General features: G+C 57.1%; 23 protein-coding genes. 8 read left to right on the forward strand and 15 right to left on the reverse strand.

The genetic code is table 11. From position 1 onward, the window contains the following. The first annotated feature begins 6 nt into the window (after positions 1–6). The 3 genes from dut (at position 7) to BUA39_RS10845 (ending at position 3,605) form a co-directional block, all read left to right on the forward strand. Positions 7–468, forward strand: coding sequence for a dUTP diphosphatase (dut, locus tag BUA39_RS10835; protein ID WP_072793301.1), 462 nt, complete (start codon positions 7–9; stop codon positions 466–468). Further along, positions 468–1,514, forward strand: a complete 1,047-nt coding sequence (locus BUA39_RS10840) for a HesA/MoeB/ThiF family protein (protein ID WP_072793225.1) — start codon at positions 468–470, stop codon at positions 1,512–1,514. The genes dut and BUA39_RS10840 overlap by 1 nt, the downstream gene beginning before the upstream one ends. A gap of 78 nt (positions 1,515–1,592) precedes the next feature. Further along, positions 1,593–3,605, forward strand: coding sequence for a M3 family metallopeptidase (locus BUA39_RS10845; RefSeq protein WP_072793226.1), 2,013 nt, complete (start codon positions 1,593–1,595; stop codon positions 3,603–3,605). Between the two features lie 46 nt (positions 3,606–3,651). Here BUA39_RS10845 and BUA39_RS10850 read toward each other — a convergent pair whose 3' ends face one another. The 5 genes from BUA39_RS10850 to BUA39_RS10870 form a co-directional block, all read right to left on the reverse strand. After that, positions 3,652–5,493 (reverse strand): KpsE/RkpR family capsule polysaccharide export protein, encoded by a 1,842-nt coding sequence (locus BUA39_RS10850; protein ID WP_072793227.1) that lies wholly within the window; start codon positions 5,491–5,493, stop codon positions 3,652–3,654. Beyond that, positions 5,471–6,130: an ABC transporter ATP-binding protein gene (locus BUA39_RS10855; protein WP_072793228.1), complete on the reverse strand. Its 660-nt coding sequence runs from the start codon at positions 6,128–6,130 to the stop codon at positions 5,471–5,473. The genes BUA39_RS10850 and BUA39_RS10855 overlap by 23 nt, the downstream gene beginning before the upstream one ends. Before the next feature lie 189 nt (positions 6,131–6,319). Then, positions 6,320–7,579 carry a Na+/H+ antiporter NhaA gene (locus BUA39_RS10860; RefSeq protein ID WP_072793229.1) on the reverse strand — a complete coding sequence of 420 codons (1,260 nt, stop codon included), beginning with the start codon at positions 7,577–7,579 and terminating at the stop codon, positions 6,320–6,322. 185 nt (positions 7,580–7,764) lie between these two features. Beyond that, positions 7,765–8,799, reverse strand: coding sequence for a permease (locus tag BUA39_RS10865; RefSeq protein ID WP_072793230.1), 1,035 nt, complete (start codon positions 8,797–8,799; stop codon positions 7,765–7,767). After that, entirely contained in the window at positions 8,792–9,130 is a 339-nt protein-coding gene (locus BUA39_RS10870; protein ID WP_072793231.1) for an ArsR/SmtB family transcription factor, read from the reverse strand. The genes BUA39_RS10865 and BUA39_RS10870 overlap by 8 nt, the downstream gene beginning before the upstream one ends. 131 nt (positions 9,131–9,261) lie before the next feature. Here BUA39_RS10870 and BUA39_RS10875 point away from each other — a divergent pair, with 131 nt between their 5' ends. Beyond that, a complete protein-coding gene (locus tag BUA39_RS10875; RefSeq protein ID WP_423219940.1) occupies positions 9,262–9,888 on the forward strand; it encodes a uracil-DNA glycosylase family protein in 627 nt (208 codons plus the stop codon). A gap of 41 nt (positions 9,889–9,929) precedes the next feature. Continuing rightward, positions 9,930–10,682 carry an SseB family protein gene (locus BUA39_RS10880; RefSeq protein WP_423219941.1) on the forward strand — a complete coding sequence of 251 codons (753 nt, stop codon included), beginning with the start codon at positions 9,930–9,932 and terminating at the stop codon, positions 10,680–10,682. A gap of 73 nt (positions 10,683–10,755) precedes the next feature. Here BUA39_RS10880 and BUA39_RS10885 read toward each other — a convergent pair whose 3' ends face one another. From BUA39_RS10885 to BUA39_RS10910, 6 genes are all read right to left on the reverse strand, one after another. Next, positions 10,756–11,685: a 2-hydroxyacid dehydrogenase gene (locus BUA39_RS10885; protein ID WP_072793233.1), complete on the reverse strand. Its 930-nt coding sequence runs from the start codon at positions 11,683–11,685 to the stop codon at positions 10,756–10,758. A 39-nt stretch (positions 11,686–11,724) separates the two neighbouring features. Continuing rightward, positions 11,725–12,864: a rod shape-determining protein RodA gene (gene rodA / locus BUA39_RS10890; RefSeq protein ID WP_072793234.1), complete on the reverse strand. Its 1,140-nt coding sequence runs from the start codon at positions 12,862–12,864 to the stop codon at positions 11,725–11,727. After that, positions 12,861–14,807, reverse strand: coding sequence for a penicillin-binding protein 2 (gene mrdA / locus BUA39_RS10895; protein ID WP_072793235.1), 1,947 nt, complete (start codon positions 14,805–14,807; stop codon positions 12,861–12,863). The genes rodA and mrdA overlap by 4 nt, the downstream gene beginning before the upstream one ends. Then, entirely contained in the window at positions 14,804–15,331 is a 528-nt protein-coding gene (locus BUA39_RS10900; protein WP_072793236.1) for a hypothetical protein, read from the reverse strand. Before BUA39_RS10900 ends, mrdA begins: the two co-directional genes overlap by 4 nt. After that, positions 15,324–16,247, reverse strand: coding sequence for a rod shape-determining protein MreC (gene mreC / locus BUA39_RS10905; protein WP_072793237.1), 924 nt, complete (start codon positions 16,245–16,247; stop codon positions 15,324–15,326). The genes BUA39_RS10900 and mreC overlap by 8 nt, the downstream gene beginning before the upstream one ends. 70 nt (positions 16,248–16,317) lie before the next feature. Then, positions 16,318–17,358 (reverse strand): rod shape-determining protein, encoded by a 1,041-nt coding sequence (locus BUA39_RS10910; RefSeq protein ID WP_072793238.1) that lies wholly within the window; start codon positions 17,356–17,358, stop codon positions 16,318–16,320. A 226-nt stretch (positions 17,359–17,584) separates the two neighbouring features. On the opposite strand from BUA39_RS10910, the gene BUA39_RS10915 reads away from it, so the two are divergent. After that, on the forward strand, positions 17,585–18,373 hold the full coding sequence (locus BUA39_RS10915; RefSeq protein WP_072793239.1) for a 23S rRNA (adenine(2030)-N(6))-methyltransferase RlmJ: 789 nt from the start codon (positions 17,585–17,587) through the stop codon (positions 18,371–18,373). Between the two features lie 26 nt (positions 18,374–18,399). On the opposite strand, the gene BUA39_RS10920 is transcribed toward BUA39_RS10915, so the two are convergent. The 3 genes from BUA39_RS10920 to BUA39_RS10930 all read right to left on the reverse strand — a co-directional run bounded on the left by BUA39_RS10920 (position 18,400) and on the right by BUA39_RS10930 (position 20,673). Further along, positions 18,400–18,624 (reverse strand): Flp family type IVb pilin, encoded by a 225-nt coding sequence (locus BUA39_RS10920; protein WP_072793240.1) that lies wholly within the window; start codon positions 18,622–18,624, stop codon positions 18,400–18,402. A 124-nt stretch (positions 18,625–18,748) separates the two neighbouring features. Next, the gene (locus tag BUA39_RS10925) at positions 18,749–20,305 is read right to left on the reverse strand and encodes a 2-isopropylmalate synthase (protein ID WP_072793241.1); all 1,557 of its coding nucleotides are present in this window, start codon (positions 20,303–20,305) and stop codon (positions 18,749–18,751) included. Positions 20,306–20,316: 11 nt separating this feature from the next. Next, complete coding sequence (locus BUA39_RS10930) at positions 20,317–20,673, reverse strand: cupin domain-containing protein (RefSeq protein WP_072793242.1); 357 nt, start codon at positions 20,671–20,673, stop codon at positions 20,317–20,319. Between the two features lie 501 nt (positions 20,674–21,174). On the opposite strand from BUA39_RS10930, the gene BUA39_RS10935 reads away from it, so the two are divergent. Continuing rightward, positions 21,175–22,032, forward strand: a complete 858-nt coding sequence (locus tag BUA39_RS10935) for a hypothetical protein (RefSeq protein ID WP_131814599.1) — start codon at positions 21,175–21,177, stop codon at positions 22,030–22,032. A gap of 132 nt (positions 22,033–22,164) precedes the next feature. Here BUA39_RS10935 and BUA39_RS10940 read toward each other — a convergent pair whose 3' ends face one another. Next, positions 22,165–23,565, reverse strand: coding sequence for an MORN repeat-containing protein (locus BUA39_RS10940; RefSeq protein ID WP_084604926.1), 1,401 nt, complete (start codon positions 23,563–23,565; stop codon positions 22,165–22,167). Positions 23,566–23,709: 144 nt separating this feature from the next. Between BUA39_RS10940 and BUA39_RS10945 the strand changes: the two genes are divergently transcribed. After that, on the forward strand, positions 23,710–25,368 hold the full coding sequence (locus BUA39_RS10945; protein WP_072793243.1) for an NAD+ synthase: 1,659 nt from the start codon (positions 23,710–23,712) through the stop codon (positions 25,366–25,368). Position 25,369: the final 1 nt, after the last annotated feature.

The following is a 25,369-nucleotide window of genomic DNA, read 5'->3' on the forward strand; positions in this document are numbered from 1 at the left end:
TTGAACGTGGTTGCCATCAAATTCACCTGGCTGGAAGAAGCCGACCAAAGCCTTGGATTACCCGCCTATGAAACGCCCGGAGCCGCCGGGGCGGACCTGCGCGCGAACTTTGCGGAGGCAGAGCGCGAGGGCGTCACATTGGAACCCGGCGCGCGCGCTCTGGTACCGACCGGGCTGCGCCTTGAAATCCCGTTGGGGTATGAGGTGCAAATCCGCCCTCGCTCAGGGTTGGCCCTGAAGCACGGCATCACGCTGCCCAACGCGCCCGGCACCATCGATAGCGATTATCGCGGACCGCTTGGGGTGATTGTTATGAACGCAGGGCAGGAGGCTTTTCACATCGCGCATGGGGATCGCATCGCACAGATGATTGTCGCGCCGGTGGCGCAAGCGCAGTTTGACCTGGCCGAGGACCTTAGCACGACAACACGCGGCGAAGGCGGCTTTGGGTCAACCGGGGTGAGCTGATGGTGCTGGTCCTTGGCATTTGCGCCGCGATCTGGGGGATCGGGCGACTTCTGCGCCTACCGCAGCAGGTGACATGGCTGATGATCGGGCTGGTCTATTTGGCGGTGATCAGCTTGCATCTCGTGTTGCCCGCCGACAATTCATTGCGCTTGGCGACGGGTGGATCAGCAGCTTTGTGGCTGATGCTTGGGGCCGCCGCTGCGATTGTCTTGGCGTATATCAAGGGGCTGGCATGGCTCCGCGCGCGGGTGCGTGCACCGCTCGAAGAGCCTGCGCAACAAGGCCCTTTCAACGACACCGAACTTAGTCGCTACGCGCGCCATATCGTGTTGCGAGAGGTTGGCGGACTTGGTCAGAAACGCCTGAAGGACGCCAAGGTGCTGGTCATCGGGGCAGGGGGGCTTGGGTCGCCGGCCTTGCTTTATTTGGCGGCGGCAGGTGTCGGCACGATTGGAGTTGTGGATGACGACGTGGTCGACAATTCCAACTTGCAGCGGCAGGTGATCCACCCGGATCGCAATATCGGCATGCCAAAAGTGCACTCCGCCGCCGAGGCCATGCGCGCCCAAAACCCCTTTGTGACTGTGCGGCGCTACCAGCGCCGTTTGTCAGAAGCGGACGCGTCGGACCTGATCGCGGACTACGATCTAGTTTTGGACGGGACCGACAATTTCACAACCCGCTATCTGGTCAACCAAGTTTGCGTTGCGCAGGGCAAGCCGCTGATTTCCGGTGCGCTGAGCCAATGGGAAGGGCAGATCAGCGTCTTTGATCCCGCCAATGACGCCCCTTGTTATCAGTGCATTTTCCCCGAAGCGCCTGCAGCCGGTCTGTCCCCTAGCTGTGCGGAGGCAGGAGTGATCGGCCCCTTGCCGGGCGTGGTCGGCGCGATGATGGCCGCCGAAGCGATCAAAGTGATCACCGGCGCGGGCGTGGCTTTGCGGGGGCAGATGATGATCTATGACGCATTATACGGCGAAAGCCGCAGCATTGCGCTGAAACGCCGTGCAGGCTGCCCGGTCTGCGGCGACGGCGCGCCGAGCTGACACTTTCCGCAGCGACATACCAAGAATTGCATTGCGGCTGACGCGCAACCGCCCATCTTTGGGGCAAAGGAGACTGACATGACAAATCCGCTGCTGGCCGATTGGACCACGCCCTTTCAAATCGCCCCCTTTGATCAGATCGAAGATGGCGATTTTGCCCCTGCGTTTGAAACCGCGCTTAAGGCTCATAAAGCCGAGATCGACGCCATCGCAGATCAAGACGTTCCAGCAACCTTTGATAACACCATTGGTGCTTTAGAAGCGGCTGGGGCTGCGCTTGATAAGGTACTTTCGGTTTTCTATTCGGTCGCCGGAGCAGACAGCAATCCCGAACGCGAGGCGCTGCAACGCGAGTTTGCGCCGAAACTCGCCGCACATTCTGCGGAGATTTCGGCCAACAAAGCGCTCTTTGCTCGGATCGCAGATCTTTGGGCACGCAAGGATCAGTTGGATCTGCCTGAAGAACAAGCCCGTGTGCTGATGCTGACCCACCGGGGATTTGTGCGCAGCGGTGCGGCCTTGGAAGGAGCTGCTGACAAACGCATGCAAGAGATCAAAGGCCGATTGGCCGTTTTGGGCACTGAATTCACGCAGAACCTTCTGGCAGATGAACGTAGCTGGTTCATGGAGTTGGACGAAGCCGATCTGGAAGGACTGCCTGACTTTGTGATTGGCGCGGCCCGCGCGGCGGGCAAAGAAAAAGGGGCAGGCGGACCAGTTGTTACGCTTTCTCGTTCCCTGATCGTGCCGTTCCTTCAGTTCTCTCAGCGCCGCGACCTGCGCGAGAAAGCCTTTGCCGCTTGGGCGGCGCGTGGTGCAAACGGTGGTGAGACCGACAATCGCAAAATCGCGGCAGAAATCCTCGCGCTGCGGGAAGAACGTGCAAAGCTGCTGGGCTACGCGAATTTTGCCGCCTACAAGCTGGAAACCGAAATGGCCAAGACGCCAGAGGCTGTTGAAGCCCTGTTGATGGATGTTTGGGAACCGGCCAAGGCGCAGGCGGAAGCGGATGCAGAGGTGCTGACCCAGATGATGCATGCGGATGGGATCAACGGCGACTTAGAGCCGTGGGATTGGCGCTATTATGCTGAGAAGCGCCGCAAGGCAGAGCATGATTTGGATGAGGCCGCGCTGAAACCCTATCTGCAATTGGACCGGATGATCGAAGCGTCTTTTGCCTGCGCGAACCGCCTGTTCGGGTTGCAGTTCAAACCTCTCGACGTGCCGCTTTACCATGCGGATTGCCGCGCGTGGGAGGTGACGCGCAAGGGCGAACATATCGCCGTCTTTATCGGTGATTATTTCGCGCGCGGCTCTAAACGGTCGGGCGCGTGGTGCTCTGCGATGCGCAGTCAGGCCAAATATCCAGAGGTGCAAAGCCCAGTTGTGATCAACGTCTGCAACTTCGCCAAATCCGATCCGGCGTTGTTGTCTTATGATGATGCGCGCACGTTGTTTCACGAGTTTGGCCATGCCCTGCATCAAATGCTGTCCAATGTGACCTATGAAAGCGTCTCGGGCACATCCGTTGCACGTGATTTTGTTGAACTACCCAGCCAGCTTTATGAACATTGGCTCGAAGTGCCCGAGGTGCTTTCGGAATTCGCGACCCATGCGGAAACGGGCGAGGCGATGCCACAGGCAATGCTAGACAAGGTTCTGGCGGCTGCCAATTTCGACATGGGTTTTCATACCGTGGAATATGTCGCCTCGGCGTTGGTCGATCTGGCGTTCCACAATGGCGATGCACCACAGGATCCTATGGCCGCACAGGCAGAGGTTCTGTCTGCCCTTGGCATGCCTAAAGCCATCACCATGCGCCACGCCACACCGCATTTTGCGCATGTCTTTGCGGGCGACGGCTATTCCAGCGGCTACTACAGCTACATGTGGTCCGAAGTGATGGACGCTGATGCCTTTGATGCCTTCCTTGCCGCTGGCAGCGCCTTTGATCCGCAAACGGCTGCCGCGTTGGAAGAGCATATTCTGTCCAAAGGTGGGTCTGTCGACTCCGCTGAACTTTATGAGAGGTTCAGAGGCCGGTTGCCGGGAGTTGAAGCATTGCTAAAAGGCCGGGGCCTTGCAGCCTAAGATCGTGGACAAAAAGAAAGGGCGCCGCAGCGCCCTTTTTTGTGCCCTAGCCAGAGACCTGTTCGCGTAAGATCGACCCGGTCAAAGAGATCATCAGGTAGATGCCGGAAAAAATCAGGAAGCTGAGGATCGTGTTTTCAAAGGCTTTTGGATAGCTGGGGTCCTCTGACGCAACCGGGCGCGCTGAGGTCGTCAGGTAACGTACCTGCCGTGAGGCTTCGAGTTCGGTCTGGTTCAACGTCTGCAGCGCCGATTGCAGGATCAGATCAGCGGTCGCAAGGTCGGCTTGCGCGATCTGAATTGCGGCGGCTTGTCCAGCAAGCGAGGATTTGCTGCCGCCAATATCGGTCATTCTGCCTTGGAGGTTCTCCAGAATCGCCTGCAGATTGCGAATATTACCTTTGACGCCATTCACACGCGCCTCATTCGGGCGTGGGTTGTCCAACAGCTGGCTCAGTTCCAACTGATTTTCCTGCAGTTCTAACTCATAGGTGCTGATCTGTTGACGCAAACTTGCAATCAGGCCCTCTGGGTCCAAGACCGAGGTTTCTTGCAGTTCGACCAAGGCGCGTTGGGCATCACGGCGGTCTTGCTTGGCTTTCTCGAGGCTGCGACGGGCGTCTTTGAGTTGGTCCTCGCGTTTGCGCAGCGACTGGCCGTCAACCTTCTCTTCGGCGTAGTTGATCAGCGCCTGCGAAAAGGCGGTACTGATCTGCGGGTCAGGTGAGGACACTTCCATGCGGATGATACCATCGGTCGGATCAAAGCCAATTTTTACATATTTTTTGTAGAGCTTGTAGGCTTCTTCATTCGAAGGGTTTTCTTCCAACCTCTGCAATGGGTCGATGGAAGGGTCAGAAAAGACAGCCTTAAAGCCCACGTCGCGTTCTAGCAGCAGCATCGCCTCTTTCGATTGCAAGAATGATTGCGTCGCGGTGCTATCTTTGGTGTCAAACTGTGAGCCACTGAACAGCCCGCCTTGTACCCCGGCTTGCTCTGACTGAATGATCGAAAACTCAGATTCGGTCGTATACATGGGCGTTGCCATGGCAAAGTAGTAATAGCCCGCCAGCATGGTCGGCAGCATCACAAAGGCCAGCAACCGAGAGAACATCAAGACCGTTTTGCGCCGCCGTCTCCGAGCAATATCTTTCTGGATATCCCCGATTTCACGGAAACGCCGTTCGGTCGGAGAACTGGTTTCGGTTGACGGTAAGGTCGTGCCAACTGGGCGGGTTTGCGGCAGGTTGCTGCCGGGGGCGGTAAGCGGGCTGTCTGGGGCCACGCGGTCCAGCATGTTAGAGCGGCTGAACGGATCAAGACCGTTTTTCCGCAAAAGCCGCACCGCATCATAGTCTGACGACGCTGCAAGGTTGTGCTTTTGCGCCAAACGGCGCGCCATGCGCAGTTGACGCCCTGTCAGACCCTCTTGGCGGATTTCAGCGATTTCCTGATCCGGTGAAAGCTGCGCCGCGATTGAGGATGGCGGCGCGGTTGTGCCGGTGGGTTTGGGCGCGGCTTTGGGGGCCGGTTCCGGCGCGGCCGCAGCGGCCATTTCCAGTCCGCCCATGTCTTCATCGGTCGAGGTCGGCAAAGGCTGAGCGGCAGCCGCAGGGCTGCTGTCGCCTGATTTTGCGCGACGTTCAGCGGATCGCGCCAGTCGCGCCTGCCGACGTGCCGCCCGGTCCGAAACCTCGGCATCTGGTTGCGGCGCGGGCGCGTTCGGGGCTGTTGCAACCGGCGAAAGCTGGGTTTCGGGCATAGGGGCGGTTTCCGCCGCAGGGCGTTCCTGAGGCTCATCATCATTGGGCCGCGGTGCATCCGCCGCCGCTTGCGCGCCGCTGCTGCGACGGATGCGGAACTTTTTAGCCTTGGGTTTGGTAGTCATAAAGCTGCTTTGCCTCTTCCAAGGTGTCAAACATGTGCATCTGGCCGTTCAAAAGAACGGCGGCAGAGCGTGCGAATTTCTCAAGCGTTTTGGGCTGGTGTGAGACGATGATCATGGTGGTTGTCCGCAGACGTTCGCGCAGCACCTCACCGGCTTTGCGATTGAATTCTACGTCGGTCGATGAAGGCATGCCCTCGTCCACCAGATAGATGTCAAAATCAAGCGCCAGCATCAGAGCAAAGGAGAACCGCGCACGCATGCCCGAGGAATATGTGCCAAGGGGCTGGTCGAAATACTCATCCAATCCGCAAAGCCAACGACAGAAGGCTTCGACATAGTCTGGGTCCAAGCCATAAAGCCGCGCGATATAGCGGCTGTTTTCCACAGCTGTGTGTTTGTTGACAACGCCGCCCATGAACCCCAGCGGGAACGAGATCCGGCAATCACGCCTGACAATCCCCTCATCGGGTTTTTCCAACCCGGCCATCATATTGATGATGGTTGTCTTGCCAGAGCCATTCGGCGCAAGGATGCCAAGCGACTGCCCAAGTTCCACGCGAAAAGACGCCCGATCCAGAATGATCTTGCGTTGCGTCCCCGTCCAGAAGGACTTGCTGACGTTCTCAAACTCGAGCATTCAAGTGCTCCGGCTGCTCTGCCTATGCCCCTCTGTATCAGAGGAGTCCTTAATGCGCCCTTTGCAGGCTTGGTTGTTAGTATGACGGATTTGCCCAATCCCTGACAACATATGCGTCCGGAATTGGGCGAAAAAAAGGCAGAAACCGGCGCGAATGCACCGGTTTCTTTTTGTTTAGTCGCGGTGATCTTACTCTGCGGCGGCCAGGTCGGCTTTTTGCACACGGAAAATTTTGCCCGCGATGATCGACAAGAAGGCCGCAGCAAAGCTAAACAGCGCGCCCATTTTCGCGGCATCCTGTACATCTCCCGGAGGGAAGGCGACCGAGGCCACAAAGAGCGATACGGTAAAGCCGATGGCGGCAACAAAGCCGATGACCACAAGGTCTATGATCCGCATCCCCTGCGGTATTCCCAGCCTAAGCGGAACCGCCGCGAACCAGCCGAAGATCAGGATACCAATCGGTTTGCCGATGATCAGACCAGCCAGCACCAGCCAGGTGGCATCGCCAATGGCGCTGAATTCAACACCTGCGTTCAGCAGGCCAAAGAAGAACAGCACAACTTCGACAGGGTGTTTCAATGCATGTTCGATGACGTTCAGCAGGTCGTGCAAATGCGTTTCCGCATCAGAGAAGAAGCCAAAGCCACGGTCTGCGTGCGGGATGGCAGGTACAATCGGAAGCAGGCCAAGGGCCGGGTGAAGACCAGAGCGCATAAAGCCATACCAGCTGATGCACCCGGCGACCGCATAAGGGACAAAATGCAGATTCTTACGCACCCAAGTCGAGTTTGGACGGTCCGGGTTACCCGCATCCATTTTGCGTGGAAGCCAGTTGAAAACCACAAATACGACCAGCGCTGCAGCAAAGGAGGCCAGAAGCCATTCCGGTGCCAATTCACCCGAAGGATAGAAGATCGCCAGAATGATCAGACCCACCGCGTCGTCGGCAATGGCAAGGAGAAGGAGGAAGCGCACAGCCGGATGGCCCGCGCCAAACACAATGCGACCGACAAGGTAAGAAAATGCGATGTCGGTTGCGGTTGGGATCGCCCAACCATTCGCAACCGCTTGGTAGGTGTCAGAGCCAAGCAGAGCTGCCAAGCCAAGATATACCGCAATCGGTCCGAACATACCGCCTGCTGTTGCAAACAAGGGTGTTGCCGCCTTCTTGCCGCGCAATGATCCTTCTTTCAGGATCACGGCCTCCCAAACCTCTTTGGCGGCCATGGCGAAGAACAGCGCCATAAGAACGTCATTGACCAGATAGTGCAAAGTCAGCGTTCTGTGGCCGTGGTGGTAATGCCCAATTGGGGCATGGTCCCAAATGACAAATTCAACGAAGTGGTGGTAGGTTTCTGGGTTGGTATTGGCCCAGACGAGGGCGAGCAATGCGCCGATGATCAATAGAAGCGAGTAGTTGGTTAAGAAATTCCAGACGCGATACATCGGTCCCCCCTGATATTATTTTGTTTTTGGATATCCCAATATCAGGCGCTGGACAACGGGATCAGCCGACTGCCGGGCGGTTTTGACGCGATGTGAGGGCGACTTTGAAATCAAATATCAGTCAACAATGCATCTTTTCGCATCGGCCCATCAAATGCTGCGCTGCGGCGGAAGCGGCAAGAGAATCAAAGCGTTGCCGTGATCTGCCAAATCAACCCCGCCGCAAAGCTGCCGATCAGGGCAAAAAGCAGGTAAGCGCCGAACACTTTGGGTTTGACGAGTGCCCAAACCGCAATGGCCGCCGGAATGCAGCTGACCCCACCTGCGAGCATAAAACTCATCGCCGCGCCGGGGGCCATCCCTTGGTGCAACAGAGCGTCAACAAGCGGCACAGCGGCGTAGCCGTTTAGATAGGCTGGCGCGCCAACAAGGGCCCCTAGGGCAATCGGGCGCAGGCCCTCACCGCCCAGATAAGAAGCGATCCATTCGGCAGGGACGTAATGCAGCATCAACGCTTCGAGGGCATAGGCCAAAAGGAGCCACTTCAACAAGAAGACGGCGTTTTCAACGGCCGTCTCCCAGAACACGATCTTGCGCGTATTTTCCTGCCAAAAACGCCAAACTGGCCGTTCGGAAAACGGCGCTTTGACGCCGCAGCATCCGCCGACCTGTGGCTTTTCGCGCAATGGGTCCACAAAGACCCGCGATTTGGACAGGGTCATGGTGGCAAAGCCGCCAAAGAGGCCCAGTCCCACAGCGGCCAACGTCTTTGCTACTGCGAATTCAAACCCCAGTTGGCTGGCCGTGATTGAAAACATCGCTGGGTCCATCAGTGGGGAGGCAAGCCAGAACGCCATGACGGCAGAAAGCGGCGTGCCCGCGGCCAAAAGCGCGGCAATGAAAGGGATGACTTCGCAAGAACAGAAGGGCGCCAACCCACCCAGCAAAGCCGCAAACAGAATCATGCGGGATTCACGGCCCACAAAGGCCTTGGCGACAATGTTTTCGGCCCCAGTCGCCTTGAGATAGGCAATTGCCAGAACGGCGAAGGTGATGAATGGGGCCGTGCCTGCCAGTGCTTCAAACGCAAAAATCACCGTTGGCAGCACCTGCGCGCGATCAAGCAGCGCGAGCGCAACAAGAATAAGACCCAATGCCAACCACGCCTTGTCGATGCGTTTTAGGATGGGCGTTGGATGAGGATGCAATGTGTCAGCCATGGGCGTGGTCCTGTGTGTCGCAATCCGCGCAGCATTCGTTCAACAGAAATTCGGACAAGGCGCGGACCTCTTCAAACGCGATGGCCGCGCAGATGATGCTGCGCCCTTGTTTCTGCTGCCGTACCAGCCCCGCTTGCGAGAGGATTTTCATGTGGTGCGTTAATGTCGAGCCAGTGACCCCACTGCGCGCACCCAATTCTCCGATGCTCAACCCCGGGTCTCCTGCACGTACCAAAGTCAGCAGCACACTCAGGCGCTGTTCGGACCCAAGGGCGGCAAAAGAAGATGCCGCGACTTCGAGGCTGAGAGGAGGGGCATGCATTATTTTCATAATTCTAAAAGTATCGAAGTATAGGCCGAGCGCAAGTATTATTTTCACAATTGTCGAAATATCAAATTGGTTTGCGGGTTGAAAACAGGTGCGCAATATTAGCCGGAATGGTCAGGAGTACTTCGTGACAATTGTTACTACATGCGCGCATTGGCGCACATCTGCCAGAGAGCCGCACGGTGACGCTGCAAAGTGAAATAAAATCCTGTCGTCTATGCGAAGAGCGCTTTCTTGCAACCCACATTGCGCATCAGCCGCGCCCGGTGGTGTGGTTCCAACCCGGCGCACGAATTTTGATTGCAGGCCAAGCCCCCGGCGCTCGGGTTCATGCCAGCGGCAAACCCTTCACGGATCCCTCAGGAGACCGGCTGCGCGATTGGATGGGGCTGGGCGAAGAGATTTTCTACGACCGCAAGCAGATCGCCATTGTCCCCATGGCCTTCTGCTTTCCGGGCTACAATCAAAAAGGCGCGGACCTTCCGCCGCCTGCGATCTGTGCCAACACTTGGCGGCCTCAGGTCATGGACCAGTTAACGTCGGTGCGATTAACACTACTGGTGGGTGGATATGCGCAGAAGTGGCATCTTGGGCAGGGGAGTGTGACGCAGACGGTCGCCAATTGGCGCGACCATGCGCCCGCCGTCTTCCCCTTGCCACATCCGTCTTGGCGCAATACGGCATGGTTGAAGAAAAACCCCTGGTTTGAGGCAGAGCTGCAACCGGCTTTGCAAGTTGCGGTGAAAGAGGCCCTGTTGTGACTGAAACGAAACCGACCCCAATTGATGCCGCGCATGCCGCGATGGACGCCAGCCCGCTGGACGATGGCGCGCGGCTGAAATTTTATGAGCGGCTGGCGGATTCAGAACTCTTTTTATTGTTGGAGAAAGAACAAGAGGATGACCGGATCGCGCCCGAAGTCTTTGAGGTGCAAGACGCGTCCTTTGTGTTGGTCTTTGACACCATCGAACGTCTCGCGGAATTCGTCGGAAAACCTGCACCCTACGCTGCACTGTCAGGCCGGGTAATCGCGCAGATGCTCGCGCCGTCTGGGATCGGCCTTGGCGTCAATCTTGAGGTCGCGCCGTCCTCAATCCTGATCCCGGCAGATGCTGTCACGTGGCTTGTTCAAACGCTGGAAAACGCGCCGGATGAGGTTGAAGCGAAGCTGGCAGAGGTCACTGCGCCAGCAGGGTTACCGGATTCGCTTATCACATCCTTGGATACCAAACTTTCGACCGCCGTCGGCTTGGCGCGCTGGGCCTATCTCGTTGGAACGGTGGCTGAGAACGGCGTGCGTTCTCATATGCTTGGTTTCGTGGGCACAGTGGACGGTGCACAGCCTGCGTTGGCCAAAGCCGTCTCAGAAGCGCTGACGTTTTCCGGTATCGACGCAGGCGCGTTGGATGTCGGTTTCTTCGGACCAAATGATCCCTTTGCCGCCCAACTGGCAAAGGTCGGCCTGCGCTTTGATTTGCCAGAACCAGACGCGCCGAGAGAATACGTTCAGATTGCACCGGGGAGTGATCCTGAGAATCCGCCGAAGCTGCGCTGAGCACGGCAGAGGGGTTTCGCGGAAAGCCCTGTCTGCTTCGCGAGTATTTCTGCAAAGGTGAATGAAGGCGCGGTTAATACCCGTTGGCGCGGTCCACGAGGTGGAGGAACGGCTCGCCGCTTTCGCCACGTCGGATGTTTTCCGCGATCACCTCGGATGCTGTACCGGGTCGCGTTTCGGCTGCGATATGCGGGGTCACGGTGACTTTTGGGTGCGCCCAATAGGGATGGGTTTTCGGTAATGGCTCTTCTCGGAACACATCCAAAGTGGCGTGGGCGACTTGCCCGCTGTCCAGAGCCGAAATCAGCGCGTCATCGTCAATCAATGTGCCACGACCGGGATTTAGGATGAACGCGCCTTCCGGTAGAGCCGCGAGTGTGTCGGCGTTGAGCGTGTTGGTGGTTTCGGCAGTGTTTGGCAGCAGAAGCACCAGAATTTCAGCGGACCGCAGCGCCTTGGTCAGCCCGTCTGGGCCTGCGTGGCAGGTGACCCCTTTGATCTGCTTTGGCCGTCGCGACCAGCCGGTGACCTGAAATCCCAGGCGCGCCAACGATGTAGCGCAGGCCGCACCAAGCGCTCCCAAACCAAGAACGGTGACAGAGCGTTGCGAGGCCAACGGGGGCACGGATCTGATCCACTTGCCGTCTTGCGCCTCAAGGTTGGCGTCAATGCCAAGGTGATATCGAAAGGCATGGCCCGTGACCCATTCGACCATCCCCTGTGTCAAGCCCGGGTCCACCATCCGGCAGAGCGGCTGGGTGAGGCTCGTATTGGTCACGATCTTTTCCACCCCCGCCCAGAGGCTCAGCACAGCTTTGCACCGGGTATAGGGCGCGAAATCCAGCAGGCGGCTGCTGGGCGCGTAGATAATATAGTCCGTTTGATCAGGCGCGAGCGATGTTTGCAGGTTTACCACGAGGCCTTGGCGTTCAAATGCAGCTGCCAAATGTAATTGGTAGTCCGCCCAATTGGCGTCGCCGGCTGCGAAGAGAACGTTGATCATATCAGCGAGACATCCATATTTCGGCGCCGTGAGTTCGACCTAACGTGGTCGATGCACATGCGCGCTTTGCACCATGCCAAAGGCCACCATCAGAACCAGCATGGCCGACCCGCCATAGCTGACCAGTGGCAGCGGCACGCCGACCACCGGGGCCATGCCCATGACCATCGACATATTGACCGCAAAGAACAGGAAGAACGTCCCGGCAATCCCCATGGTCATCAGCGCAGAGAACCGGTCTTTGTTCTGCAACGCCGATGCAACGCAGAACACGATGACCAAGGCATAAAGCGCAAGAAGGGACACCGCGCCGAGAAAGCCGAATTCTTCGGCCAGTGTAGTGAAAATGAAGTCCGTGTGTTTTTCAGGCAGAAAGTTTAGGCGGGTTTGCGTGCCCTGCATAAACCCGCGACCTGTCCAGCCCCCAGACCCAAGCGCGATCTTGGATTGGGTGATGTGATAGCCCGCCCCAAGCGGGTCTGAGGCCGGATCAAGAAAGGTATCAATGCGGCGGTATTGGTAGTCTTTCAACAATTGCCAGCTTTGGCCGCGCGATTGGAAAACGGCTGTCACCAAGCCTATGCCCATCGCAAACACAACCGCGAAATAGGCCCAATGCACACCTGCGATGAAAATTACCATCGCCCCGCCCATCAACAGCAAAAGTGCAGTGCCAAGATCAGGCTGACGCAGAACAAGAAAGGTTGGCACCAGAATGATGACAATCGGAAGGATGATCCAAAAAGGGCGAGAGGTCTTCTTGGCGGGCAGCCAGTCATAGTAGGCCGCCAAGAACATCACCAAAGTGATCTTCATCAGTTCCGATGGTTGCAGCCGCATGAAGCCAAGGTCGATCCAGCGCTGGGCACCCATTTGCACAGACCCCATAATTTCGACCAATACCAGCAAAACGAGTGACCCTAGATAAAGCACGCCAGAAACGTTGCGCCAGAACCAAATCGGTACCATGGCTATGCCAAACATCAGGACCAGCCCCATCAGAAACCGCTTCATCTGTGCCTCAGCCCAAGGGGAGAATGACCCGCCGGCCACGGAATACAGCATCAGGAAACCGACACTGGAGACCGCAATTAACAGCAAGATCAGCGCCCAATTCAGGTGCAGGATTTTGCGAAACCCGGAGGGGACAGATTTCACGCTATGTTCAAGATAGCTCATGCGCGGCCCCGGTCGTTTGACTGTCGGGCGAGGTACTCTTGCCGCAGGCGCTCCTGTTGCGAACGAATACGACCGCGATCTTTGCTTGGGTAAGCCTCCAGAGGTGGATCACCGTTGAAAAGCGCTTGCAATGTGATGTCTCGGGCAATCGGGGTGGCCGCGCTGGAGCCGCCACCGTGTTCGACGATGACCGCGACAGCGATGCGCGGATTGTCATAGGGCGCAAAGTTAACGAATAATCCATGGTCGCGTCGCCCCCATGGCAGGTCTTCGTTGCGGATCACACCGGCGCGGCGCTCTGCGGCTGTGATGTTCCTTACCTGACTGGTGCCAGTTTTGCCCGCGAGGCGGTATTCGTCCATGATGATGCGCTGGCTATAGGCCGTGCCCTTGCGGTGGTTCGACACCGCAAACATCGCTTGGCGCACCATCCGCAGGTGGTTTGGATTGACATCAAGGTCGGGTACGTCTTCGGCAGGGACAGTTTGATCAATGCCGTTGATGGATTTGACCAAAGTTGGTTCAACCGCTTTGCCAGAGGCCAACCGCGCCGACATGACCGCCAGTTGCAGCGGTGAGGCCAAAACAAACCCCTGGCCAATTGACGCGTTCACCGTATCGCCGATCACCCAGGGGGTATCGCGGTTGCGGGCTTTCCATTCCTTCGTCGGGGTCAAGCCGCCCGCGACCGCCGACATCGGAATGCCGTGCTTGACGCCAAGGCCGAGCCGGTTGGCCATGTTGGTGATCTTTTCGATCCCGACCTCTAGCGCCAATTCGTAGAAATAGACATCGCAACTTTCGCGCAGTGCGGTTTCAAGGTTCATATGCCCATGCCCGCCACGTTTCCAGCAGTGGAAGCGACGGTTTGAAACCTGCAGGTGACCGGGGCACCAATGGGTTGTTTTGCTGTCAATGGTGCCAGCTTCCAAAGCGGACAGCGCCACGACCATTTTGAAGGTCGAACCGGGCGGGTAGGTGCCTTGCACGCTTTTTGTGGCAAGCGGACGATGATCGTTTTCGGTCAACGCCGAATAGTCCGCCACCGAAATCCCGCGCACAAAGAGGTTCGGGTCAAAACTCGGGGCAGAGTTGATCGCGAGAATTTCGCCGGTGTTGCAATCCATGACAACGGCTGCGGCACTTTCTTCGCCAAGGCGGGCTTGGATGTAGGACTGTAATTTTTGGTCCACAGTAAGCTGTAGATCGTCGCCGGGTTGGCCTTCGCGGCGGTCAAGTTCGCGCATCACACGGCCCACGGCATTGACCTCGACCCGTTTTGTGCCGGCTTTGCCGCGCAGTTTGTCTTCGCGCTTTGCCTCAAGCCCGACCTTGCCGATCTGAAAGCGTGGGATCAAAAGTAGCTGATCGGGGTCGTCGATTTTGGACAGGTCGTAGTCAGAGACCGGGCCGACATAGCCGATCACATGGGCGAAATCCGGGCCGTGGGGGTAGAGGCGCGATAGGCCAACCTCTGGCGTGACACCGGGCAGGGCAGGGGCATTCACCGCTACGCGCGACATTTCTTCCCAACTGATCCGCTCTGCAACGGCGACCGGCAGGAAAGGCGCAGAGCGCTTCATCTCGGTCATGGCGCGGTTGAGGGCGGCGTCATCCAACTCGATCAGCGTTGAAAGCCGTGCGATCACCTCTTCGACATTGCCAGCGTCTTCGCGCACGATGGTGATGCGATAACTCGGTTCGTTGGCCGCGATGATGACGCCGTTGCGGTCAAAGATTTCGCCGCGCGCCGGGGCGATCAAACGGATGTTAATGCGGTTTTCTTCGGCCAGCAGCCGGAATTCATCGGCCTGATCGACCTGCAGATAGCGCATGCGCAGGCCCAGAAGCCCCATAAAGCCAAGCTGCGCGCCCCCCAAAAGGATGCCGCGCCGGGTCATGCGCGCATTGCTGGCGGCGGTTTCTGCGGCTGTGCGTTTCATGTCGCCTCCCCCTCGCGGAAGCGTGTTTTGCGTATGCCAAGCAGCACGGCGCAAAGGGCCGCGACCAAAGGATAGGCCAAAATGCACATGATGAGTTGAATCAGCGTCAGCCCAAGCGACGGTTGCGGGAGCAAGAAAATCGCCGTGATCACGCGTGTGCTGATGATGATCAAAGCCATTGCTGTGGCTGCTGTCAGCCACTCCACAGGGAAGGCCATCTCGGCGCTTGTCAGAACGCGTTTACGCAGCTTCTCGCAGGCAAAGACAGTCACGCCCGCCATCAGGCCGGGCGGGCGGCCGAGAACGAAATCGGCCAGCAGCATAATTGCCGCAACCGCAAATACCGGCGCATAGTCGGGTCGGCGCAGCACCCAGGCCATGACCGTGACCAGCAGGAAATCAGGCCCGGTCCAATTGCGTGGCACAGTCGAAAGCGGCAGCAGCTGCCAAAACAGAATGGCCAGCGCCAAAGCGACAAAAGCACTGCGCATGATCCAATGGCGGGCACCCGGAGTTTCAGCCATCCGTGCCCTCCGTGATCTCTTCGGTCACAAGGTCGCCTTGCATAAAGCCCCCTGAAACCTCTGGCGCGATCAAATCCCCGGGTCTTTCTATCCGTTCCTTTCCATGGTCGCGCAGCACACGCAAAAATTCCAATCGCTCATAGTCCGCCGCGAGGCGCACGCGCAATCGACCGCCGGGATCGGAAGCAACCCGACCGATCAGCAGGCCAGCGGGAAAGACACCGCCATCGCCGGAGGAAACCACACGATCACCGGGGCGCACCTGATCCGGGTTTTCCACAAAGTCGACATGCGGCGCGAGGGAGTTGTCGCCGACGATCAGCGCATTTTGCCCAGAGGGTTGGATGATTGCCGGAATACGCGAGGAGGCATCGGTCAATAGCATCACCCGGCTTGTAGTTTCTCCGACCCCGGAAATCCGGCCGACGAGGCCAATCCCGTCCATCGTTGCCCAACCATCCACAACACCGTCGCGTTTGCCGATATTCAAAAGCACTGATTGCCGGAACGGCGATCCGCTATCAGCGAGAACCACGCCGGTCACATAGGTTAATTGCGGGTCAAGACGCACATTGTTCAGATCAAGCAAACGGGCGTTTTCTTGCTCCAACTGCAACGCGGCCTCTTTCCAGGCCTTCATCTGTTGCAATTCGCGGCGAAGCTCTTTGTTCTGCTCGACCACGTGTTGGTAGCTTTGGAAGTCACGGAACAGATTGATGGTGCCAGTGACCGGCGTCATCGCCCAAGCAAACGAAGGGACAAACCGATCCACCAGGCTGGCACGGAATTGTTCCACGCGCGGGCTGTCGATGCGCCACAGCAGGAATATTCCAAAAAGGCACGCGATCAGCACGCCCGCTAACAGCCGTTTCAGCGGGCCGACATAATCTTCGCCTTGTGTCCTGTCTCGGGCCATTGGTCCTCCGGTTCAGAACAGTCCTGTCCAGAATAGGGCGGTGCCGGGGCACCTGCCAAGACGGTTGCGATCAGCTGTCGTAGTCGATGGCGTGACGCAACTGTTTTTCAAACTCAAGCGCTTTTCCTGTGCCAAGCGCCACGCAGTTCAGGCTTTCGTCCGCAATTGAAACAGCAAGACCGGTCTGCTCGCGCAGTGCAAGGTCCAGATCACCCAGCAGCGCACCGCCGCCGGTCAGCATGACGCCACGATCCACGATGTCGGCAGCCAAGTCAGGCGGCGTTGCTTCCAACGCGGTCATCACTGCTTCGCAAATCTGCTGCACTGGTTCGGCAAGGGCTTCGGCCACTTGCGCCTGTGAAATCTCTGTTTCTTTCGGCACGCCGTTCAGCAGGTCGCGGCCACGGATCTGCATCGACGCACCGCGCCCATCATCGGGCATGCGGGCGGTGCCGATCGAGGTTTTGATGCGTTCGGCAGTGGATTCACCCACCAGCAGGTTCTGTTGGCGACGCAGGTAAGAGATAATGGCTTCGTCCATGCGGTCGCCTCCAACACGGACAGAACGCGCATAAACGATATCGCCCAGTGAAAGCACCGCAACCTCGGTTGTGCCGCCGCCGATATCGACGACCATGTTGCCGGTCGGATCTGTGATCGGCATGCCTGCCCCAATGGCCGCTGCAATCGGTTCTGCAATCAACCCGGCGCGCCGGGCACCTGCAGAGAGAACGGACTGGCGGATCGCACGTTTTTCAACGGGTGTTGCGCCGTGGGGTACGCAAACAATGATCTTGGGTTTGGAGAAGGTCGAGCGTTTGTGCACCTTGCGGATGAAGTGTTTGATCATCTCTTCCGCAGTGTCAAAGTCCGCAATTACACCTTCACGCATCGGGCGGATTGCTTCGATGCTGCCCGGCGTCCGGCCCAGCATCAATTTCGCGTCTTCGCCGACGGCCAGTACTTTCTTGACGCCGTCCTTCACGTGGTAGGCCACCACAGACGGTTCACTTAGAATGACGCCTTTGCCTTTGACATAAACCAGCGTGTTCGCCGTGCCTAAGTCGATGGCCATATCAGACGTAAAAAGACCGCCCAGATTTCCCAGCATGCTACCCCGATCCCCAAATCGATTCTATTTTGACCCGCGACTCTGGTAGAGTTCGGGTTGTTCTCTTATAGGCCCGGGCTGAGCCTTGGGAAAGAGCGGCAAGTGGCCAATCAGCGTTATTCCGCCAGATTGTCAGGCGTCCTGCGGTTGGACTTGCAAATTGCCACCTGTCTCCGCCTGCGAATCTAAGATATGGTGCCCAAATCTAAGGCGAAGGGCAGAATTTATGCTTAGTTATCAGCACATTTACCATGCGGGGAACCTCGCAGATGTCCAGAAACATGCCCTGCTTTGCACCATGTTGGATTACATGACGCAAAAGCCAAAGCCGATGACCTACATCGAAACCCACGCGGGGCGCGGGCTTTATGATCTGGAGGCCGCAGAAGCCGTCAAAACAGGTGAAGCGGCTGCCGGGATTGGCATCGCAGAAGGCTGGTTTGACTCAGACCACCCGTTTCGCCGCGCCTTAGGAGCCGTGCGTGCCGGGTTCGGAGAGACGAGCTATGCTGGTTCGCCCCTGTTGGCTGCACAGTTGCTGCGCCATGGCGACAGAATGCACCTTGCAGAGTTGCATCCGCGAGAGGGCGATGCGCTTGAAGATGCGATGGTGATGTTTGATGCCAAAATTCACCGCCGGGATGGGTTTGAGATGGCGCAGGCCGTGTGCCCGCCGACGCCAAAACGGGGGCTTTTGCTGATTGATCCCAGCTATGAGTTGAAATCAGACTATGATCTCATTCCGAAGCAAATCGTCAAACTTCATCGCAAATGGAATGTTGGCGTCATCGCGCTGTGGTACCCGATCCTGAAAGATCAGTCGCATCTTCCGATGATCACCGCGTTAGAGTTCGCGAAACTGCCAAAAACGCTCCGCCATGAAGTCCGCTTCCCACCGGCAAAAGAGGGTCATGGCATGGTGGGGTCGGGTATGTTTGTTGTGAATGCGCCTTGGGGGCTGGAAGATGTGGCCAAGCAGCTAAGCGCCAGCTTTAGGGCACTCACCAGCACATAGCGAGCGCTTGCGGCTGAGCCATCGCATTAGGATGCGCCCGGCACCCGTGACGCCATATCCTCTGCCCAAGCGGCCCAATTTTCCCAGGTGACACCCATACTTTCACCAAAGATTGAGATGGCGACGATGACGCTGCCTGCGATCAGCCCCAACAGGATAAGGTACTCTACAATTGCGACACCGGATTCATCGTCTGCAAATCGGCTACGCGCAATGGCACGGCAAAAGGTCTTTAGTCGTTGAACGGGCATAACATCTGCTCTCACTCTTATTGTTTTTGTCGCCCAAAAATGAACAAGGGGCACGGAAGTACCGCACCCCAAGTATGATCGAAATTTTGTCAAAAAAGAATTGGAGACATGGCGATTTCGCGCTTTAGGCGAGGTCTTTGTAAGAAATCTCCCGTGCATCGACACCATCGCCCATCTTGCCGCGACGCACCAAAAGGCGGTTCAGGGCGTGGATATAGGCCTTGGCCGAAGCCACTACCGTATCCGTGTCAGCACTTTCGCCTGTCGCGATATTGCCGCCTTCGGACAAGCGCACAGATACCGTAGCCTGCGCGTCGGTGCCTTCGGTGACGGCATGCACCTGATAAAGTTCCAGATGCGCTTCATTCGGGTGCAACTGGCGGATGGCACGGAAGGCTGCATCGACCGGGCCGTCGCCACGCTCAATGGCGGTTTTTTCCTCACCGTTGATCTCCATCACCAATGTCGCATCCGCTGGACCACCCGTGCCGCAGACCACGCGCAGTGTCTTCAATTTCAGCGTGTCATTGGCATCGTCTGTGCGCATCAAGGCAATCAGGTCGTCGTCAAAGACCTCTTTCTTGCGATCTGCCAGATCTTTGAAACGCACAAAGATGTCTTTCAACTGGTTGTCGCCGACCTCATAGCCCAGCTGCTCCAGCTTATCGCGCAGCGCCGCACGACCAGAGTGTTTACCCAAGGGCAAAGAGGTCCCAGACAGGCCGATGTCCTCGGGGCGCATGATCTCAAAGTTTTCGCGGTTCTTCAGCATGCCATCTTGGTGAATGCCGCTTTCATGCGCGAAGGCGTTTTTGCCGACGATGGCCTTGTTGGGCTGGACCACAAAGCCGGACACGGTCGACACGCGACGAGAGATCGCTATGATCTTTGTGGTGTCGATCCCGGTGTACCAAGGCATAATGTCGTTGCGGGTTTTCATCGCCATCACAACTTCTTCCAAAGCCGTGTTGCCTGCGCGTTCACCCAGACCGTTGATCGTACATTCGATCTGGCGCGCGCCGCCTGCGACGGCGGCCAGAGAGTTCGCGGTCGCCATGCCAAGGTCGTTGTGGCAGTGCGTCGCAAAGATCACCTCATCCGCGCCTGGAACGGTTTCGATCAGGCGTTTGATCAGGTCGGCGGATTCCGCCGGTGCCGTGTATCCTACAGTGTCCGGGATGTTGATCGTGGTCGCGCCCGCTTTGATGGCGATTTCGATCACGCGGCAGAGGTAATCCCATTCGGTGCGCGTCGCATCCATCGGGGACCATTGCACGTTTTCTGTCAGGTTCCGGGCATGGCTGACGGTTTCATGGATTTTATCGGCCATTTCATCCATGGTCAGGTTGGGGATCGCGCGGTGCAGGGGGGATGTGCCGATGAAGGTGTGAATGCGGTTCAACTCGGCGTGTTTGATCGCCTCTGCGCAGCGGTCGATATCAGCAAAGTTGGCACGCGCCAGACCGCAAATGCGGCTGTTCTTGGCACGTTTCGCAATCTCGCTGACCGCGCGGAAATCGCCTTCGGATGCAATCGGGAAACCTGCTTCGATGATGTCGACACCCATTTCGTCCAGCATCTCTGCGATTTCGAGCTTTTCTTCATGGGTCATGGTCGCGCCCGGAGATTGCTCGCCATCGCGCAGGGTGGTGTCAAAAATGACGACTCTGTTCTTATCCATTGTCTTGGTCCTCAGATATGCGGCTTGGGCGCGGGCACTTGGCCGCTGTCCCCGGAATTTGGTTCACCCTTGGGTTCGATCAGCAGAACTTTGACTTCTTCTGCTGCTTTTGGGCGGTGTACAACGCCTTTGGGGACGACCACAAGTTCGCCCGGACCAAAGGTCACAGGATCATGCGCTTCGTATTCCATGGTGACTTCTCCCTGAAGCACAAAAAAGAAGTCATCAGTGGTGTCATGTTTGTGGAACGGAAATTCGCCTTTGAATTTCACGACCATCACGTCGTTATCATTATAGCTTGCGACGACATGCGGGTCCCAATGGGATGAAAACATCGCCAGCTTTTCAGCAAGGTTCACTTTTTGCATTTTGGAATATCCTAAACTCGGTTGATACGGGATCGGCGCGTCACAACTCCCCTGAGCACGCGCGCCGAGAAGGCCGCGCTCAGAGGCGAGTTAGGAGTAGGTCTAGGCCACGCGCAAACGGCGCCGGAAGGCGCTGCGGATCTGCGATATGTGTCTGCGTGGTCATCGCGGGGACTATACATAGGCGCGATGGAAAGGAAAGTAGGAAAATTCGACTTTGCAAGAAGTGGCTCTCACTGCCTTGCAGATTAGGCAGACAGGACACTAGGGGTTGAATGAATTCTTTTTAGATCGGGGGGCTGAAATATTATTGTAGCAATTTGAGCTATTTTCTGTGGCAAACAGTATTGGCGTGAAGGTCGACTTGGAGCCCTCTCTGACAAACGCTGGGTTGAGGATGAGTAACTGCTAATCGCAGGATGCACTGTAACACGCAATCGATTGAAGAGTGATATTGAGCGACATAAGATTTCAGTATTGTATGCCCACGCGGAGACAGCCTTGATCAACCTAGAACCAACGATTTCGCAGATTGAGAAACTTCTCGAAGAAAATACTGAAGCGAGTGTGACCTATGCCGCTCTTGAGTGCCGCCTAGCTATCGAGAGAATTTGCTATGAACGTCTCCGGCTAGCTCATGATTATATTTCCCACGATGATCTGAGGAAATGGCAGCCGAGCGACATTGTGAAGACGCTCATTCAAGAGGTTGATGCCAAGGCTGCCGAGACCTTTACGCTGTCCATAGCGCGGGAACACATGCCAGAAGGGTCTCCTCCGCTCGCTCGTGAGAATTACGAGGCGATGGAGTGGCTTCCCGTCGGCACTCAAGTCGGCTTCGCACCCAACAAACTCGGGAAACTATGGAACGCGCTTGCGAAACTCGCGCTACATATCGAAATCCCGACCTCGAAAGATGCGACCGTCACGCAATACGGTGATATTCAAGCGATAGCACCCAAGGTCAAACTGGCTCTTGCGGAAATTAGGCGAATTTCTGAAGGAACAATGATGTTTACTGGCATGGGTGAGGAAGTTTCTTTCGAATGTAGCTGTGGTTCAAAGAACAAACGGCGGCTTGAACTGCTAAAGGATGGTCAAACCATTAACTGCATAAATCCCGATTGTGATGAGAGCTATGGCTACGTCCAGACTGACATGACCTTCGGGCGCAGAACTTTTGAGATTGTCTGTCGCGCCTGTGAAGCATCCCGCGACATACCTAAGCGGATGGTTGAGAAACTCAGGACCGACCAACACATTCACTTCGACTGTAGCCGGTGCAGCGAGACCATTTATGTGTCGTGGCGTCCTATGCAAGCGCAGCGAACAGAACCGACCCTCAAAAGACCGAAGTAACCTTCCGATTGGGTTGACCAGTTCAAAAGTTGCCAGTTGCCGACCTAGACAATGCGGACATTGGCGCACCTGCTGCGAATTCACAATAAGTCCACATAGCGGTCAACGCACTGAAACCGCCCCACCTTCGGATCAATTCTCCTGCAGCGCGCCATTTTCCCAATTACCGGTCGCTTCTTGGCCGGTGGCGTATTTCATCGTGCCTTCGCCTTGGCGTTTGCCGGCTTTGAAGGTGCCTTCGTAGACATCGCCATTGGCATAGGTCGCAACGCCTTGGCCCTCGATCTCACCGGCCAACCATTCGCCCGTGTAAGAAAAGCCATCAGGCATAGTGATCTTGCCTTGGCCCTCGCGTTGGCCATTCACAAATGACCCGGTGTAGGTCGTGCCGTCGGCGTAAGTCGCCGTACCTTGGCCGTGGCGTTGGCCGTCTTGCCAGTCGCCTTCGTAGCGGTAGCCATCGGTGAAGGTCATCACACCCTGACCGTGGTTCTTGGCGTTCTTGAATTCACCTTCGTAAATCAAACCATTTGCGTAGGTGGCTTTGCCATACCCTTCAATAACCCCGGCCTGCCAGTCGCCTTCGTAAACCGATCCGTCCGGGTAGGTGATCATGCCTTGACCGTCGGCTAGGTCTTCCATGAAGGCCCCAACATAAATCGACCCATCGGGGTAGGTCACCGTGCCATTGCCTTGAATCTTTCCGGCCACCCAGTCGCCTTCGTATTTGTAGCCATCCGCACCGATGAAGACGCCGGTGCCCTCGCGACGGTCGGCTTTGAATTCACCTTCGTAGACGTCGCCATTGGCGTAGTTGACGCGACCAAAACCTTCACGTTTGCCACCCACCAGCGTGCCTTCATAAACATCGCCATTGGGTTGGGTCAGCTTGCCTTGGCCGTCGATCTGGCCTGCGCTCCACAAACCCTCGTAGACCAAGCCATCGGGCATGGTCAGGGTGCCTGTGCCTTGACGTTGGCCCGCGACGATATCGCCGTTGTAAACCGCACCATCGGGGTAGGTGATTTGGCCGGTGCCTTCTTTGACGCCATTGACCCAATCACCGGAATAGACATAGCCACCGGGGCTACGCATTGTGCCGGTGCCATGGTGCATGGCGTTCACGAACCCGCCTTCGTAGGTCACACCGTTGGCATAAACCGCCAGACCCTGACCGGTAATTTTGCCATCGACCCATTCACCTTCGTAGGTGCCGCCGTCGCTAAAGGTGATCTTGCCGATACCTTCAGGTTTGCCTTTGACAAACTCGCCTTCATAAAGCGAACCGTTGGGAAAACGCGCCTGGCCGGTCCCCAGAATTTCACCTTCGACCCAAGTGCCAGTGTATTCATAGCCATTGGGCAAACGATAGGTGCCGGTGCCGTGCTGCAGACCGTCCTTGAAGGTGCCTTCGTAGACGCCACCGTCATCATATTGCTTGGTCAGGACACTGCCATCCTGCGCCATAGCTGGCCCAGCACAGGCAAGCGCGGCCGCCATGGCCAATGCCGAAATCGCTTGTCTCGTTGTCATGCTCTTGCCCCTGTGGTCTGCGCCTCCGGCGAAATTTAGAGCAGCCCCGCCCTCGGGGCAACGCCTTTTGCCGCTTTGCGCTTTTCCTTGGGGCTGGTTCTGCTAAATCTTGCCAAATGACGTAGATACCGCCACGGAGTGATCATGGCAGACAAATTCCGAGTGACCCTAGCGCAGGCCAATCCTGTCATGGGTGATATCGAGGGCAACGCGGCACGGGCGAAGTCTGCTTGGGAGGCAGGCAAAGCGGCGGATGCAGACCTTGTTGCCCTGCCGGAAATGTTCATTCTTGGCTATAATCCGCAGGACTTGGTGATGAAACCTGCGGTTCAGGCCCAATGTTTTGAAGCCATCAATCAATTGGCGCTTGAGTGTGCAGACGGGCCAGCCTTGGCCATCGGTGGGCCCTACGCCGATGGGGATCAGCTGTTTAACGCCTATTTCATCCTGAACAATGGCAAGATCATCAGCAAACAGCTGAAGCACCACCTGCCAAACTACAATGTGTTCGACGAGGTGCGCCTGTTTGACAGCGGACCTCTGGGCGGCCCCTATGCGGTCGGGAACACGCGTGTCGGCTCTCCGATCTGCGAAGATGCTTGGTATGAGGACGTGGCCGAAACTCTGCAAGAAACCGGGGCTGAATTCCTGCTGGTGCCAAACGGATCGCCCTATTACCGCGACAAGTTTGATCGCCGCATGGCGCATATGGTCGCGCGCGTGATCGAAACGGGACTGCCGCTGATCTACCTTAATATGGTGGGAGGACAGGACGATCAGGTCTTTGACGGGGGGTCCTTTGTTCTGAACCCCGGTGGTCATCTGGCGGTGCAATTGCCGGTGTTTGACGAAATGATTGCCCATGTCGATTTGGTGCGCGGGCCGGAGGGCTGGGTGTGTGAGCAGGGCGAACGCGCGCTTCTTCCTGCCGGCGAAGAACAGGACTATCGCGTCTGCGTCGAAGCGTTGCGCGATTACATGCGCAAGACCGGCTTCAAAAAGGTGCTGTTGGGCCTGTCTGGCGGAATCGACTCAGCGCTCGTCGCCACGATTGCTGTCGATGCGCTGGGCGCTGAAAACGTGCGCTGCGTGATGCTGCCCTCTGAATATACGTCGCAAAGTTCGCTGGATGACGCAGAGGACATCGCGAAGCGCCTCGGTGTGCATTACGACTACGTCCCAATCCGCGAGAGCCGTCAGGCGGTGACCAACACGCTCGCCCCGCTGTTTGAGGGGCTAGAGACCGGGCTGACCGAGGAAAACATTCAGTCCCGTCTGCGCGGTTTGCTGCTGATGGCCATGTCCAACAAATTTGGTGAAATGCTGTTGACCACCGGCAACAAATCCGAGGTCGCAGTGGGTTACGCAACGATCTATGGCGATATGAACGGCGGCTATAATCCGATCAAGGACATGTACAAAACCCGCGTTTTTGAAACCTGCCGCTGGCGCAATGACAACCACAGGGATTGGATGCAAGGACCTGCTGGCGAAGTCATCCCGGTTTCGATCATCGACAAACCGCCCTCTGCCGAACTGCGTCCAGATCAAAAAGACGAAGACAGCCTGCCGCCTTACGATATTCTTGATGGGATTTTGGAGATGCTGGTTGATCAGGAAAAATCCGTCGCGGACTGCGTCGAGGCAGGTTACGACCGCGCCACGGTCAAGCGGGTGGAGCATCTGCTTTACATCAGCGAATACAAACGCTTCCAATCTGCCCCAGGCGCGCGACTGTCTAAGAAAGCCTTCTGGCTTGATCGGCGTTACCCGATTGTGAACCGCTTCCGGGACGAGAGCTGAA

Origin of the sequence: Cognatishimia maritima, from assembly GCF_900129685.1 — a bacterium.
In the GTDB taxonomy this organism is placed as follows: Bacteria; Pseudomonadota; Alphaproteobacteria; order Rhodobacterales; family Rhodobacteraceae; genus Cognatishimia; species Cognatishimia maritima.